The organism is Priestia sp. YIM B13490 (assembly GCF_042787735.1).
Taxonomy (GTDB): Bacteria; Bacillota; Bacilli; order Bacillales; family Bacillaceae_H; genus Priestia; species Priestia megaterium.
In genome coordinates this window covers 195,239-208,465 of the sequence record NZ_JBHZOT010000001.1, presented here as the reverse complement: position 1 = coordinate 208,465, position 13,227 = coordinate 195,239, and the positions used below count along the sequence as shown (strand labels likewise).

Sequence of the window (13,227 nt, the reverse complement as noted above, 5' to 3'; positions counted from 1 at the left end):
AAAAAACCTTCTTTCAACAAGAAAGAAGGTTTTTTAGTATGCTAGCGACAGGGATCGAACCTGCGACCTCTTGCTTACCATGCAAGTGCTCTACCTACTGAGCTACACCAGCGTCTTGGAAAATTATATCACGTTTAAATTTATTTAGGAAGCGCTTTTTTAAATTTTTTTATTGGTATATTCTCTAATTTACGTCTTCTGAAATTCGCACTTTCTACAAAGTTCCATATTTCATGTTAGAACTCCTTACATAAATTGTGTGAATTTTCTTTTTTTATATTACCCTTAGTAAAAGAGCTTACAAAAGAAGGGAAGAAAATAGATGGAACAACAACCAACCATGACCAAACCAAAAACAGCAACTCCCTACCCAAGAGACTGCACGTTCAGCCTGGAAGATTGGACGACGCTCGCTAAGTATTGGTACCCCGTCGCACGCTGCAGTGATGTAACAGAGAAACCAACGTCCGTAAAACTGCTAGATGTAAATCTAGTTCTATACCGTACCACACACAAAGTAGTGGCGGCTCGTGATTTATGCGTTCACCGAGGCACCCCTCTTAGCATGGGCTGGGTGGAAGATGATGAAATTGTCTGTCCTTACCACGGCTTCCGCTATGCAACGGACGGTGCATGCACGTCGATTCCAGCTCACCCTGATGCCAATATTTCTCCCCGCTTGTGTATGGCCGTCTATCCAGTTATTGAACGATTTGGATTAGTGTGGACTTCCCTGACAGGAGAACAAGATAACCTGCCTTACTTCGATGCGTGGGAGGACCCTGATTTTCAGCAAATTGTTTGTCCGAGCTTTGATATCATGGGTTCGGCCGGTCGTCAAATGGAAGGCTTTTTAGACGTAGCTCATTTTGCTTGGGTTCACACAGACACATTTGGTGATCGAAACAACGCCTTTGTGCCTAAATATAAAGTAAGCGATACAGAGTATGGGCTTCATGTAGAATATACGAGCACCGTGAGCAATTATTCCAAAGAACAGCAGCATTTAAATCCACCTGATTTTAAATGGCTTCGCGTCTTTGATGTTTATCCGCCGTTTACAGCTACGCTAAAAGTATACTTCCCAGAAGGCGCAGAACTGTGGATTATGAATGCAGTCTCTCCTATTTCAGCCCGCGAAACACGTTTATTCGCACCAATCGCTCGAAACTTTGACAAAGATTCTCCCGTTGAAGGTGTGTATGACTTTAACCTTCGCGTCTTTGACGAAGACCGTGAAATGGTTGAAAACCAAAAGCCTGAAGACTTGCCTTTAGACCTGCAGATGGAAGCGCATATTATGGCTGATCAAACGTCCATCGGCTACCGGAAATTATTAAAGAAAATGGGCTTAAGCTTTAGATATACAAGCTAAAGAAATCCCCGCTGTTTCAGCGGGGATTTCTTTTTTATTTAGCAAACTGCTCGCGTCCTGCTTTTTCCTTTATCACTTCATCTTCACTTGCCGGCGTGGCGCGTTTCATAAACAATGAAAGAATTAAAGCAACCACCACTAGTACTACTGAGACGGCAAACGCATCGTTAATTCCTTGTACCATTGCCTGCATCCCAATTTGTTCTTTCATTTGAGCTGCCCCGGCTGCCGTTGCATTCGCTGCTCCTGCTCCGCTCATTGCATCTTGAGCAAGCTCTTTTGCATGCGTAGCTGTACGATTTGACATCACCGTTACTAAAAGAGCCGAACCAATAGCTCCCGATACTTGTTGAAGCGTGTTATTCATCGCAGTACCATGCGGATTAAAGCGCTGCGGCAGCTGATTTAATCCGTTTGTCATAACCGGCATCATCACCATAGACATTCCGAACATGCGAAGCGTGTAAAGCGTAATGAGCGTTGTATATGTCGTATCAAGCTCTAAGTTACTGAAGAAATACGTCGTAACGGCTGTAATCGTTAGACCCGTTACAGCCAGTGCACGCGCTCCGAATTTATCAAATAATTTTCCGGTAATCGGAGACATCACACCCATGAGTAGCGCACCCGGAAGCATTAGTAATCCTGAGTGAAGCGGAGAAATGCCTCGTACCGTTTGAACATAAATTGGCATTAGCAGCATGGCTGAGAATAATGCCATTGTAATCACCATTGAAATCGTTGATGATAAAGCAAACATTGGATATTTAAAAATGCGGAATTCAAGCATAGGTGTTTTAAGCTTGAACTGACGCGTAATAAATAAAATCAGCGCAACGGCTCCTACGATAATGGTGCCGTATACTTCCACAGAATCCCAGCCTTTATCCCCTGCTGAGCTAAATCCGTATAGAAGTCCCCCAAATCCAATTGTAGATAACACAAGCGATAGGAAATCCAGATTGATTTCCACTTTTTCTTTTTTGTCTTTTAATAGGAAGAAAGCGCCTATTAATACAATTGCCGCGATTGGCGTAACAAGGTGGAACAGCATTCTCCACTCATAGTGTTCAATTAGCCATCCTGATAAGGTAGGGCCAATTGCCGGAGCAAAAATCATAACTAAACCGAAAATCCCCATCGCAGCTCCGCGTTTTTCTAATGGGAAACTTGTGAGCAATACGTTCATTAAAAGCGGCATCATAATGGCTGCGCCTGATGCTTGAATAATACGAGCGGTTAACAAGACCGAAAATACGGGCGAAGCACCCGCAAGTATTGTTCCCGCTGTAAATAAAGTCATAGCCGTTAAAAATAAGCCTCTGACAGAATAGCGCTGAATTAAAAAAGCGGTAGTTGGAATCATAATACCATTCACTAACATATAACCAGTAGAAAGCCACTGGACAGTTGACGTTGTCACATCTAAGTCTTTCATAATAGACGGAAGCGCCACATTTAATAACGTTTCATTCAACAATGAAATAAAAGCGCCAATTAACAAAATAGCAATTATGCCATAAGGGGGCTTTTCCATTTGATTTATCGATTGACTCATTATTGTACCTCCTTATACTTCAAGTTCATTTTTTTAGACACATGTTCTACATAGAGTATATTATACTGTGAGTTCAATTTATGCAAGTGAAAAATCTTGCGTTCATGTTCTTTATTTTACCGACTTTTTCAGTCCTATAATCCTTTTATATCAATACATTGTCGTGATATCGTCTATTTTTTTGAAAAGAACATTTGTGTAAACGCTTTAAATCATGTATCATAAAGTTGGACCATGAGTCTAATTTTATATTTAGGTGATAATAATGAATAACCGAAAACAGCAAGTTGTAAAAAATGCACACCATCTCTTCGTTGAAAAAGGATTTCAAGCTACATCTATTCAAGACATCATTGATTATAGCGGCATTTCAAAAGGAACATTCTACAACTATTTTTCTTCAAAAAATGAATTATTAATCGCTGTTTTTACCTGGCTTCATACAACAATTGAACAAGAGCGAAATCAGCTGCTGGTTGGTAAAAGCCTGACCGATGTAGATGTATTTGTTAAACAGATTGATGCACAGATGAAAAACCATCATAAACATAAATTTTTCACATTACTTGAAGAAGTATTTGTTTCCAATGATCCTGATTTAAAAGCATACATAAAAAAAACCCAGTTTGTTGAAGTAAACTGGGTTTACAAGCGGTTCATTGATTTATTTGGACAAGAAAAGAAACCGTACCTGCTAGATTGTGCAATTATGTTTCTTGGCATGCTTCATCGCAACTTTCACTATAATTTTATGGTTAACGGCACAAATACTGACCCCCATGAGATCATAAGCTACAGTGTCAAGCGCCTGCTTCCTCTTGTAGACGAAGTAGCAAATTCAGGAGACATTTTGCTCGATCCGCAAACGATTAAAGAATGGCTTCCATCTTGCCCAAATACTAAAAATCAAATAGAACAGGACATTTCTGCAGCACTTATCGATTTAAAAAAACAGGTTCATAAACAATTTACTGATGAATTCGAATGTCAAAAATGCACAGAGCTTATTAGTTTTATTGAAGAAGAGCTGTTTAAACAGTCCAATCCCCGGAAGTTTGTTGTAGATAGTGCCCTTCAATCGTTAAAGCAGCTGTCTGTTAACAACGGTAAAACGACCCTAGAGGAACTGCAAACGATGATTGATCAGTATGTGAGTGAACGTCATTAAAAAGAGAGTAAAACATAACTAAATCCATAAAATTCACAGACGAATAAATAGATGAAATCTACATTTACCCTGCCAATGAAAAAATCCGAATGCGTTTGATTCTCCCTCAAGAATCAAACGCATTCGGATTTTCCTTCAACTAAATAACTTTTGTCCCGACCTCTTTATTCACAAAGTGGAAATTGAAGTGAAAAACACGTTTCTTTTCCTTTTGTGCTAGACACACTCACTTTTCCCTTCATATAATGAATAATGCTGAAAGATACCATCGTTCCAAGCCCCGTACCTTTTTCTTTTGTTGTAAAATACGGTTCGCCTAACCGGTTGATTTGTTCTTGCGTCATACCGCAGCCTGTATCGATAATATCCACAATAACAACTTCGCCTTCTTTTGTTACTTTAACGGTTAACGTGCCTCCATTTTGCATGGCTTCAATACTATTTTTAAATAAATTGATTAGGCACTGCTGAAGCTTTCTTCTTTCTCCCATTACGCAGAACTTCACTTCTTCATCAAATGTAAAATCAATAGCGACTCCATTCATATTGGCAAGAGGCGTCATAATATGGGTGACATGATGAATCTCTTCTGAAATATTCATTTTTTCATTTCGTTCCGGAGCAGAATTGGCAAACAGCAAGTAATCATCAATGATTTCTTTTGCACGATCTAGTTCATTAATCGCAATGGAAATGTAGCGTTTTTTAGCAGGTTCTTTTTCATCTTCTTGCAGCATTTGCATAAATCCTCTGCTTGCCGTTAGAGGATTTCGCACCTCATGAGAGATGCTGGCAGCTAAATGACTGACAATTTCTAGTTTCTCTGCTTTCATCAGGCGCTGAAGCACTAGTAAATTTGCCCGTATCGCTTCCCACAGTATGGTAATTACAAACATGCCTGCTACATCTAAAATCGCGAATTGAACCCACACGCTAATAGGAATGCTTGTTACGTGCAAGACAAAAATAGATACAAGCATAGCTAATAAAGAACCGATCAGACTAAGACAGGTGCTCACGATAATTCTATTTTTTAATGAGAAATGCAAAAAGTATTTTGTTATGAAAAATAAAGGAATGGATAAAATCGGAAGAGAAATTAGTGTTGATAAAAAGCCTACATCGTACCCGCCAATTAGCAAGCGCAGCAGTAAAATAAAGACAAAAAGCAAGCTTCCTAGCGGCCAGCCTCCATATAACGTTCCTAAAATATAAGGAATTCTTCGTAGATCCATCCGATAGTCATCCGGGACATAAGCTCCGTTAACCGGAAACAAAAGGCAAAAGGTAATAGCTAAAATCGGAAATACCGCGATATAACGATCTTTCCACCAATGAATTTTTTTAGCATACTTGATTAAATAAAACATCTGCACTAAAAACAGCGCCAATAAAATAAATAAAAAATTAATTAACAAATCTTTCGTGACAAAACTCATGCATTCACCGGTCTTTCAAATGAGATAAAAATAAACTCTTTTATTGCATTTACATTTGTAACACAAATTAGAGCGTAATCATAGATAAATAAACGTATTCTATTTACTTTTTTATAACTTCCTATGACTTTATCGTCCGTTCCCTAAAATAGTGAAGGCTAAGAAAACCTTTTCAACTTCACTAAAAATATTCAGAATTTTATTTACATATGAGTTACAATGCTCTATAATCAGATCAATGTACTTGGTTTTGAGAGTAGGAGGACGAAATATGGAACTATCAATTACCTTAATGGGATTATTCGTTGGAACCCTTGTAGGCTTAACTGGGGTTGGAGGTGCCGCTTTATTAACACCTTTACTGATTGTACTCGGCATTAACCCTTCCATTGCCGTAGGAACAGATCTTGTCTACAATTCTATCACAAAATTATTCGGAGTCGCTCAGCACTACAAACAGCGAACCATTAACTTTAAATTAGCAAAATATTTAGCCTTCGGAAGTATTCCGAGCGCTGTGCTGGCTATTGTCACACTTCATGCATTTCCATCTTTTCACGAGCATCAAGAAACGATTATTAAGCACGCTCTTGGATATGTCATGACGCTGGTTGCCATTTCAATTATCTTTCGCGTCTTTTTTGATAAATTAATTCGTCCCAACCGATTTCAGGAAATGGACTTAAATCAGAAAAAAGGATTAACAATCGGAATTGGCGTAGTCTTTGGATTCATTGTCGGACTAACATCAATTGGCTCAGGCTCATTATTTGCGATTGCGATGCTGTACTTATTTAAGCTAAAAACATCTGAGCTGGTTGGAACTGATATTGCACATGCGTTTCTTCTCGTTACGGTGGCTGGTATTTTAAATGCAAGCTTTGGAAGCGTGGATTACATGTTGACTGCTAACCTATTAATTGGATCTATTCCAGGTGTGTTAATCGGAAGCCGTTTATCAACGAAAGTGCCTTCAAGACCGCTTCAAGCCATTATGGCAACCATCATTCTAATTAGCGGAATTAAATTAATTTAACAAATAAAAGCACATGCCTTTGCATGTGCTTTTTATTAGTTTTTTTAAAGATCTACATTAAAAATAATAATGTTTTAAACCACTTCCCTTCCCTTCTTATACACTTCAACTAATATTTTTATTGAATTTTAGTCAAAGAGACCAATGACACCTCAAACAACCTTACGTTAAAATGTAAAAAAACATAACATCTGTTGTGATATCCAGAAAATTGTACGACGAAGGGAGAACACATGACACAAACAGCAGCAAAAAGTAAGCAAAAACCTTTTTATAAAGGTCTTTTCTTTCAAATTATGATGGCAATTGTACTTGGCATAGCCGTAGGATATCTATGGCCAAGCTTTGGAAATGCTGTGAAACCGATTGGAGACGGTTTTATTAAGCTTATCAAAATGCTGATTGCTCCTCTTATTTTTGGAGTAGTCGTTGTTGGAATTGCCAAGGTCGGAAACATTAAAACAGTTGGGCGTATCGGCGGAAAAACCATTCTTTACTTCGAAATTGTCACAACATTCGCTCTATTAATCGGTCTATTAGTAGCAAACGTAATGAACCCCGGCACCGGTATAAATGTTGATCCTTCAAGCTTAAGCACAAGCGAAGTGGACGCGAAGACAAACGGCTCCGAACTTCCGAGTGAAGGTGATTTTTTTCTTAATATGATTCCAGACAGTGCAGTTGGTGCTTTTTCAAGCAACTCCATGCTTCAAGTGCTTTTAATTTCTTGTTTGTTTGGCATCGCGCTTGTTCATATAGGTGGAAAAACAGCAGAGACCCTTTTAAATGTATTGGAAAAAGTAAATGATGTGTTGTTTAAAATTATGGGATACATTATGAAATTAACGGCTCTTGCCACCTTTAGTGCCATGGCATTCGCAGTTAGTCAGTACGGCCTTGGAACACTTGCTGCATTCGGAAAGCTATTTATCGCTATGACAATTGCCTGTCTAGCATTTGTTCTTGTTTTAGCTGTTATTTTACGAATCTATTTAAAATTAAGTTTGTGGAAAGTCATTCTATATATACGAGAAGAAATTATGCTGGCATTTGCTACGGGTTCCACTGAAGCTGTTATGCCGCAGCTCATGGATAAATTCGAACAAGCAGGATGCAACAAAGCAGTCGTGGGCCTGGTTGTGCCTACGGGCTATTCGTTTAATCTAGACGGTGCTTCCATTTACTTGTCTCTTGCCCTCGTCTTTTTAGCACAAGCAACAGGCGTGGATTTGAGTCTCACTGATCAGCTTTTAATGCTTGGTGTTCTTCTTCTTACGTCTAAAGGAATGGCTGGTATTCCAGGATCAGCTTTTGTTGCTCTCTCTGCTACCGCAGCAGCAACCGGATCCATTCCAGTAGCAGCCGTTGCTCTGATGCTCGCTCCTGATCGCTTTATGGGTAATTACCGGACCACAGTTAATATTATTGGTTATGCGGTAGCTGCTTTTATTATCGCACGATGGGAAAATTTATTAGATTTACAAAAAGCAAATGATGTGCTGGACGGAAAAATTGCATATCAGCCCAAAAATGCTGAAATTTCTCTCCCAGACAGTATTCCAGCAGTCAATGAAAAAGCATTTTAACAAAAAAATTTCCTGGCCGAGACAAGTCTATTTTGCTTGTTTTTCGGGCAGGAATTTAATTGTTACATGAAAGGCCTTTTGCTGAAACTTATTTTCTTCGAGTATTTTATATACGATTTGTTTAATCGTTTCTTGTGTTTTGGCATCAGCTGAAACGGAAGGCTCCATATACACATCCATTTCTACTCTGTCTTTTGAGTAAAGGGAAGAATTCACGCCCTTTGATTCATAGCCCGCTTCAGTTAAACCGCTGCTGATTTTATGCCAAATATCCAGTTTGTCCATTTGTTTAATAACAGGCTTTGCTTCTTCGTACACTTGTGCTTGCTGAGTCTTGAAAACTTCTTCTTTTTTAGTAAAAACTGCATACCCTGAACCTACTACTAAAAACGTCATAATAGCAAATGCTCGCATCCTTTTCATTCTCTCACCTCATTTAGAGATATAGATTATAAATATGCGAATAATTGCTGCAGTATGACGGCTTGTATCTCTACTTCTTTTCCACTATACTCAGCAGTCGTTTAGAACCAGCTTCTGCTTCTTCTATCATACTGTCAAAAAGCTCTTGCACCGTTGGGATACTATCAATCAGTCCAACGACTTGGCCTGCCCATCCATAGCCTTCATCGATTTTATTTTCATAAATATACCGGCAGTTTGCCCCTCCGCTAATGACGTCTTTTAACTCTTCGTACCTCTCTCCTTGCTGCTCACGCTCGATAATGTCAAGAGTGTAGTGGGACTTCAATACGCGTCCAGGTGCTCCGAACGAACGTTTAATAACCACAGTATCGGTTTCTTTTGCTTCTACAATAGCTTGTTTATACGCATCGTGGGCATCTACACATTCTTTTGTCGCGATAAAACGTGTTCCCATTTCAATTCCTTCAGCGCCTAATGATAACGCCGCCAATAATCCTTGGCCGTTTCCAATCCCTCCGCTGGCCAGGACCGGAATTGACACAGCCGCAGCTACTCGAGGAATTAGTACCATTGTCCCGAGATCCTCACGTCCGATATGTCCTCCTGCTTCTTGCCCCACTGCCATGACAGCATCTGCTCCTAACTTCTCAGCTTTTTGAGCTTGACGCACGTTGGCTACCAGCACGAGCGTTTTAATTCCTGTTCCTTTTAATCTCTCAAAAATAGGTGCGGGATTTGCTCCTGTTATGGAAACAACCGGCACACCTTCTTCTACTGCTACGTCGAGAAGTTCTTTATAAGAACCTTCTGTTTGACCTCCAACAGCAAAATTAACGCCAAAAGGACGCTCAGTTAAAGAACGTACTTTCTTAATTTCAGCTCGAAGTTTCTCAGGTGTTCGGAGCGTCATAGCTGTAATTTGTCCAAGCCCTCCTGCATTTGAGACAGCAGCAGCAAGTTCTGCGTACGCTAAATAAGCCAGACCTCCTTGTACAATTGGATATTGAATTCCTAATAAATCTGTTACCCGTGTTTTCATCTATGTATCCCCTCTCCTTTTATTTTCTTATTTATGAATACTTATTCATAATCATAACAAGAAAATAACGGATTTCCTACGAAAAAATTCCAACATTTCTGTTTGCTTCAACTTTTGATAGGGTACACATTTTGTAATGATTATTAACTGAAGATCAAGGAGGAAGACAGGTATGACAAAAAAGCACTCTGTAAATGAAAAAAGCAAGCAAGAACAGCTCGAGCAGTTTAAAACAGATGATCGAAACCAAGCGCTCACAACCAATCAAGGGTTAAAGCTTTCCGAAGATGAATTTTCTTTAAAAGCAGGTGAACGTGGTCCAACTCTTATGGAAGACTTTCATTTCCGTGAAAAAATGACGCATTTTGACCACGAGCGCATTCCTGAACGCATCGTTCATGCACGAGGATTCGCTGCTCACGGAGAATTTGAACTGTATGACTCTCTCAGTGAATATACAAAAGCTAAATTTTTACAGAATCCATCTGTAAAAACACCTGTATTTGTCCGTTTTTCTACTGTAGCAGGTTCTAAAGGTTCAGCTGAAACGGTGCGCGACGCCCGTGGTTTTGCAACAAAATTTTATACAGAAGAAGGAAACTATGACTTAGTTGGAAATAACATTCCCGTGTTCTTTATCCAAGATGCGATTAAATTTCCGGATTTAATTCACGCTGTTAAGCCTGAGCCTCACAACGAAATGCCGCAGGCGGCTTCAGCACACGATACGTTTTGGGATTTTGTCGCCAATAACCAAGAGTCTGCTCACATGGTCATGTGGTCAATGTCAGACCGTGCAATTCCACGCAGTTTGCGTATGATGGAAGGCTTCGGCGTACATACTTTTCGCTTAGTTAATGCAGAAGGAAAAGCTCATTTTGTCAAATTTCACTGGAAGCCTGTGCTCGGAACGCATTCCCTTGTTTGGGACGAGGCTCAAACAATTTCTGGGAAAGACCCGGATTTTCATCGCCGCGATTTATGGGAATCGATTGAAAACGGAGACTATCCTGAATATGAGCTAGGTATTCAAATTATAGATGAGGAAGATGAATTTAAATTCGACTTTGACATTCTCGATCCAACTAAGCTTTGGCCTGAAGAAGACATTCCCGTCAAATTGGTTGGAAAAATGACCTTAAATCGAAATGTAGACAACGTATTTGCCGAAACGGAACAAGTCGCATTCCATCCGGGACATGTGGTACCGGGAATTGATTTTTCCAATGATCCTCTCTTACAAGGAAGATTGTTTTCATACACGGATACCCAGCTTATTCGTCTTGGCGGTCCGAATTTTCACGAACTTCCAATCAACCGTCCAGTATGCCCGTTTCATAACAATCAACGAGACGGTTACGGACGTCAAACGATTAACAAAGGGCCTGTCAGCTATCACAGAAACTCTCTTGCAGCCAATACCCCGGCTCCTGTACCAGAGTCAGAGGGCGGTTATGCTCACTATCAAGAAAAAGTGGAAGGAAGAAAAGTTCGAAGCCGAAGCGAAAGTTTTAAAGACCACTTTTCACAGGCAACGCTATTTTGGAATAGCATGAGCGACACTGAAAAAGAGCATATTATCAGTGCTTTCAGCTTTGAGCTTGGAAAAGTGAAAAGCAAGTCTGTTCAGCAGCAGGTCGTTGATATGTTTGCCAACGTCAGTACAGTGCTAGCTAGACAAGTAGCACAAGCGATTGGTGCAACGCCTCCATCAGGAGAAGACGCGCCAATGACCAAGTCATCTCCGGCTCTTAGTCAGGAACAGACGATTAAAAAGCCGAATACGCGTAAAGTAGCTGTCATTGCAGCTAATGACTTTAGCAGTGACCTACCACAGGTGTTAAACAATTTAAAACAACAGGGCATTCAGCCTGAAATTGTAAGCACAACCCTCAAAAACGTAAAAGGAACAGACGGGTCAGAACTTGAAGTACAGCACACGTTCTTAACAAGTGATTCTGTTTTATTCGATGCGGTTTATGTTGTCGGAAGCGCGTCGGCTGATGAGAAGTTTCGTAAAGAAGCACTGACATTTGCTCAAGAAGCATTCGAGCATTTTAAACCAATTGGCGCGACGGATGAAGGTGTTAAGTGGCTAAAAGCTGCTGGTTTAGATAGCAGTCCCGGTGTCGTAACTGGAGAAACTACACGCTTTACAGATGAATTTATTGAAGCTATTTCAGCTCACCGCCACTGGAATCGTCACGTTATATAACTTACAAAAAAGATAGGGACCTCCCCTATCTTTTTTGTATGAAATCACAGTAATTGAAGAAAAGTTTCTCTTTTGCTTATACTAGATAATGCACCTTAGATTTTCAGGAGGCAGAAAGAAGACATGCTCACAAATAAATCATCTTACTTTTTACAATTAACGAAACGATTCAAAAAAGCTGCAACGGCAAATTCAGTTATTCTTGGAATTTTGTTAGCTATTGTGGGAGGTTTTCTTGATGCTTATACGTATATAAGCAGAAACGGAGTATTCGCAAATGCACAAAGTGGAAATATCGTCTTATTAGGTGTAAAGGCAGCGCAAGGTCAATGGACAGAAGCTTTTCTTCATATCCCCCCTATTGTAGCCTTTATCCTAGGTGTTGCTGTAACCGAAACATTTAAGCAGCCGCGATTTGTATCTGTACTCCCTGATACTTCTCGTATCGTATTGCTTTTAGAAATTGTCGTACTCATTATCGTTGGTTTTTTACCGTCTAGTGTTCCTAATATGTTGGTTACAGTAACAATTTCATTTGTTGCTGCTCTTCAAGTTTCTTCATTTAGAACTTTGATAAAATGGTCATATAATACAACCATGACGACCGGAAACCTTCGTACTGCTTCTCAAGCAGCATACTATGCTATATTCAAACGCGATGAAAACGCTGCTTATCAGTGCCTTCGTTTTACCGCCATTATCCTCTCTTTTTTGAGCGGGGCATTGTTAGGTTCTATTTCTACTTTCACCCTGGGGACAAAAGCAGTTTGGCTAGCTTCTGCTATTCTTTTTCTCGCTTTTGTCATTTTAAATTCAGAATCTCAAAAAAGCCTTTGAAATCATTGATTTCAAAGGCTTTTTTATTAAACTGATTTTCTAAATGCCATAACATGCAAATCTTTTACCGGATAAAAATCGTTATCAGGAAAGCGAACGTAACCTCTTTTAGTGTACAGCTTAATGGCATGTTCCATTGAATGATCTGTATGTAAACCTAAATAAGAACACCCTAGCTCCCGAGATTTTTTTTCACACGCTTCAAGAAGCGCGTTGGCGACTCCTTTTCGGCGATGCGTCGGAGCAACTGCCAGCAGACGAATTTCGGCCCATGGAAATGGCTTTAACAACCCTCCGTATACATCCGTATTCGGCGGATAAAACAAAACGCTTCCTGCCATTTCTCCATCGATTTCAGCTACAATGCACTCAAATTTCTTTTCTTCACTCAGGGTATGTAAAATTCCCTTTCGATATCTTTTCCAGTGTGCTTCTGATTTTACAGCTGCATATTGCTCATAAGCAGCAAGCGTCACTGTTTCAATAGATGATGTTTCTTCTTCTCTAGCTTTTCGAACGATCAATTTTTTCTCCTCCATTTACCTTCT

At 39.8% G+C, this 13,227-nt stretch carries 11 protein-coding genes and 1 tRNA gene; 6 read left to right on the top strand and 6 right to left on the bottom strand.

The window, feature by feature from the left end:
• Positions 1–39 precede the first annotated feature (39 nt).
• Positions 40–112: transfer RNA gene (locus tag ACFX4R_RS01045), tRNA-Thr, on the bottom strand.
• A gap of 210 nt (positions 113–322) precedes the next feature.
• Here ACFX4R_RS01045 and ACFX4R_RS01040 point away from each other — a divergent pair.
• Entirely contained in the window at positions 323–1,375 is a 1,053-nt protein-coding gene (locus ACFX4R_RS01040; protein ID WP_043978378.1) for an aromatic ring-hydroxylating oxygenase subunit alpha, read from the top strand.
• 34 nt (positions 1,376–1,409) lie between these two features.
• On the opposite strand, the gene ACFX4R_RS01035 is transcribed toward ACFX4R_RS01040, so the two are convergent.
• A complete protein-coding gene (locus ACFX4R_RS01035) occupies positions 1,410–2,933 on the bottom strand; it encodes a DHA2 family efflux MFS transporter permease subunit (protein ID WP_153255271.1) in 1,524 nt (507 codons plus the stop codon).
• 265 nt (positions 2,934–3,198) lie between these two features.
• Here ACFX4R_RS01035 and ACFX4R_RS01030 point away from each other — a divergent pair, with 265 nt between their 5' ends.
• Positions 3,199–4,101, top strand: coding sequence for a TetR/AcrR family transcriptional regulator (locus ACFX4R_RS01030; RefSeq protein ID WP_377568341.1), 903 nt, complete (start codon positions 3,199–3,201; stop codon positions 4,099–4,101).
• Positions 4,102–4,265: 164 nt separating this feature from the next.
• Here the strand turns inward: ACFX4R_RS01030 and ACFX4R_RS01025 are convergent, their stop codons facing one another.
• Positions 4,266–5,540: an ATP-binding protein gene (locus ACFX4R_RS01025; RefSeq protein WP_377568339.1), complete on the bottom strand. Its 1,275-nt coding sequence runs from the start codon at positions 5,538–5,540 to the stop codon at positions 4,266–4,268.
• Positions 5,541–5,811: 271 nt separating this feature from the next.
• Here ACFX4R_RS01025 and ACFX4R_RS01020 point away from each other — a divergent pair, with 271 nt between their 5' ends.
• Complete coding sequence (locus ACFX4R_RS01020) at positions 5,812–6,576, top strand: sulfite exporter TauE/SafE family protein (protein WP_043978369.1); 765 nt, start codon at positions 5,812–5,814, stop codon at positions 6,574–6,576.
• 233 nt (positions 6,577–6,809) lie between these two features.
• On the top strand, positions 6,810–8,162 hold the full coding sequence (locus ACFX4R_RS01015; RefSeq protein WP_237074192.1) for a cation:dicarboxylate symporter family transporter: 1,353 nt from the start codon (positions 6,810–6,812) through the stop codon (positions 8,160–8,162).
• A 27-nt stretch (positions 8,163–8,189) separates the two neighbouring features.
• On the opposite strand, the gene ACFX4R_RS01010 is transcribed toward ACFX4R_RS01015, so the two are convergent.
• The gene (locus ACFX4R_RS01010) at positions 8,190–8,585 is read right to left on the bottom strand and encodes a hypothetical protein (RefSeq protein WP_043978365.1); all 396 of its coding nucleotides are present in this window, start codon (positions 8,583–8,585) and stop codon (positions 8,190–8,192) included.
• Positions 8,586–8,655: 70 nt separating this feature from the next.
• Positions 8,656–9,627 carry an NAD(P)H-dependent flavin oxidoreductase gene (locus ACFX4R_RS01005; RefSeq protein WP_043978362.1) on the bottom strand — a complete coding sequence of 324 codons (972 nt, stop codon included), beginning with the start codon at positions 9,625–9,627 and terminating at the stop codon, positions 8,656–8,658.
• Positions 9,628–9,799: 172 nt separating this feature from the next.
• Between ACFX4R_RS01005 and ACFX4R_RS01000 the strand changes: the two genes are divergently transcribed.
• Together ACFX4R_RS01000 and ACFX4R_RS00995 are read left to right on the top strand one after the other, a co-directional pair.
• Positions 9,800–11,842, top strand: coding sequence for a catalase (locus ACFX4R_RS01000; RefSeq protein ID WP_043978360.1), 2,043 nt, complete (start codon positions 9,800–9,802; stop codon positions 11,840–11,842).
• Positions 11,843–11,965: 123 nt separating this feature from the next.
• A complete protein-coding gene (locus ACFX4R_RS00995) occupies positions 11,966–12,679 on the top strand; it encodes a YoaK family protein (RefSeq protein ID WP_013058628.1) in 714 nt (237 codons plus the stop codon).
• 26 nt (positions 12,680–12,705) lie between these two features.
• Here ACFX4R_RS00995 and ACFX4R_RS00990 read toward each other — a convergent pair whose 3' ends face one another.
• The gene (locus tag ACFX4R_RS00990) at positions 12,706–13,203 is read right to left on the bottom strand and encodes a GNAT family N-acetyltransferase (protein ID WP_043978356.1); all 498 of its coding nucleotides are present in this window, start codon (positions 13,201–13,203) and stop codon (positions 12,706–12,708) included.
• Between the last annotated feature and the right edge of the window lie 24 nt (positions 13,204–13,227).

What these genes read in the sequence shown, in the direction of transcription:
- ACFX4R_RS01040 (WP_043978378.1), top strand. Translation starts at nt 323, where the DNA reads ATGGAACAACAACCAACCATGACCAAACCAAAAACAGCAACTCCCTAC.
- ACFX4R_RS01035 (WP_153255271.1), bottom strand. Translation starts at nt 2,933, where the DNA reads ATGAGTCAATCGATAAATCAAATGGAAAAGCCCCCTTATGGCATAATT.
- ACFX4R_RS01030 (WP_377568341.1), top strand. Translation starts at nt 3,199, where the DNA reads ATGAATAACCGAAAACAGCAAGTTGTAAAAAATGCACACCATCTCTTC.
- ACFX4R_RS01025 (WP_377568339.1), bottom strand. Translation starts at nt 5,540, where the DNA reads ATGAGTTTTGTCACGAAAGATTTGTTAATTAATTTTTTATTTATTTTA.
- ACFX4R_RS01020 (WP_043978369.1), top strand. Translation starts at nt 5,812, where the DNA reads ATGGAACTATCAATTACCTTAATGGGATTATTCGTTGGAACCCTTGTA.
- ACFX4R_RS01015 (WP_237074192.1), top strand. Translation starts at nt 6,810, where the DNA reads ATGACACAAACAGCAGCAAAAAGTAAGCAAAAACCTTTTTATAAAGGT.
- ACFX4R_RS01010 (WP_043978365.1), bottom strand. Translation starts at nt 8,585, where the DNA reads ATGAAAAGGATGCGAGCATTTGCTATTATGACGTTTTTAGTAGTAGGT.
- ACFX4R_RS01005 (WP_043978362.1), bottom strand. Translation starts at nt 9,627, where the DNA reads ATGAAAACACGGGTAACAGATTTATTAGGAATTCAATATCCAATTGTA.
- ACFX4R_RS01000 (WP_043978360.1), top strand. Translation starts at nt 9,800, where the DNA reads ATGACAAAAAAGCACTCTGTAAATGAAAAAAGCAAGCAAGAACAGCTC.
- ACFX4R_RS00995 (WP_013058628.1), top strand. Translation starts at nt 11,966, where the DNA reads ATGCTCACAAATAAATCATCTTACTTTTTACAATTAACGAAACGATTC.